The following is a 1,169-nucleotide window of genomic DNA, read 5'->3' as shown; positions in this document are numbered from 1 at the left end:
TCACCAAGGTCGAGGCCGTAGCCCTGTCCGCCAGCTTCGACGACCTGTACGACTCGCCCGAGGACGTGCCGGACTGGCTGCGGTACCCGGCCTCCAGCCACCTGGTGCTGCCCCGCCGGGGCCAGTACGCGACCCTCGTCAAGGTCCACACCGAGGACGGCTCGGTCGGCATCGGCGAGGCGTACGGCCTGCCGAGCCCGCAGGTCACCGCCACCGTCGTCGCGACCGTCCTGGCGCCGCTGCTGATCGGCCAGGACGCGCTGGCCACCGGCGCGATCTGGGAGCGGCTGTTCAAGGGCCAGGCCGCCGGCGGCCACAACCGCGGCTTCTACCTCGAAGCGATGGCCGGCGTCGACCTCGCCCTGTGGGACCTCCGCGGCAAGCTCGCCGGCGTCCCCGTCCACCGCCTCCTCGGCGGCCCCGTCCGCGAGACCGTCGACTGCTACGCCAGCCCGGTCGCCCTGCACGCCGACCCCGAGGACTCCGCCCGGCAGGCCCTCGGCTTCGTCGACGACGGCTTCAAGGCCCTCAAGGTCAAGATCGGCCGCGGCGAGCGCACCGACCGCGCCCACCTCACCGCCGTCCGCGCCGCCGTCGGCGACGGCATCGAGATCCTCACCGACGTCAACTGCGCCTACGACCTCGACGAGGCCACCCGGGTCGGCGCCGTCCTCGCCGACCTCGGCATCTCCTGGTACGAGGAGCCGCTCCAGGTGGACGACCTCGCCAACCTCGCCGAGCTGCGCCGCCGGACCGGCCTGACGGTCGTCAACGGCGAGACCCACTTCACCCGCTTCGACCTGCGGGACTCGCTGCTGCACCGCGCGATCGACGTCTTCATGCCGAACGTGGCCCGCTGCGGCGGCATCACCGAGGCCATGCGGCTGTCCGCGCTCGCCTCCGCGTTCCACGTGGACATCGCCCCGCACGGGGTCGGCTCCGGCGTCAGCCTCTGCGCGGCCCTGCAGCTCTGCGCGGCCACCCCGAACCTGCGCACCTACGAGTACAACCGGCTGCCCAACCCGATCCGGGAGAACATCCTGGTCAACCCGCCGAAGTTCACCGACGGCGCGCTGGTCGTCCCGACCGGGCCCGGCCTGGGCTTCGAGCTCGACGAGGACACCGTCGACCGGTACGTGATCGCCCGGTTCTGACGACCGGCCGGACCG

Annotated in this window: 1 protein-coding gene; it reads left to right on the top strand. The window is 72.9% G+C overall.

Going from position 1 to position 1,169, the window contains the following annotated elements:
- Window positions 1-1,154 (top strand): mandelate racemase/muconate lactonizing enzyme family protein (locus PUR61_RS00090; RefSeq protein ID WP_329874321.1); only part of this gene is annotated, 1,154 nt, incomplete at its 5' end.
- Window positions 1,155-1,169: the final 15 nt, after the last annotated feature.

Origin of the sequence: Streptomyces sp. BE20, assembly GCF_036322525.1 — a bacterium.
Classification (GTDB): Bacteria; Actinomycetota; Actinomycetes; order Streptomycetales; family Streptomycetaceae; genus Kitasatospora.
Note: the sequence above shows the minus strand (reverse complement) of the source record. Positions and strands in the feature narration are given on the sequence as shown.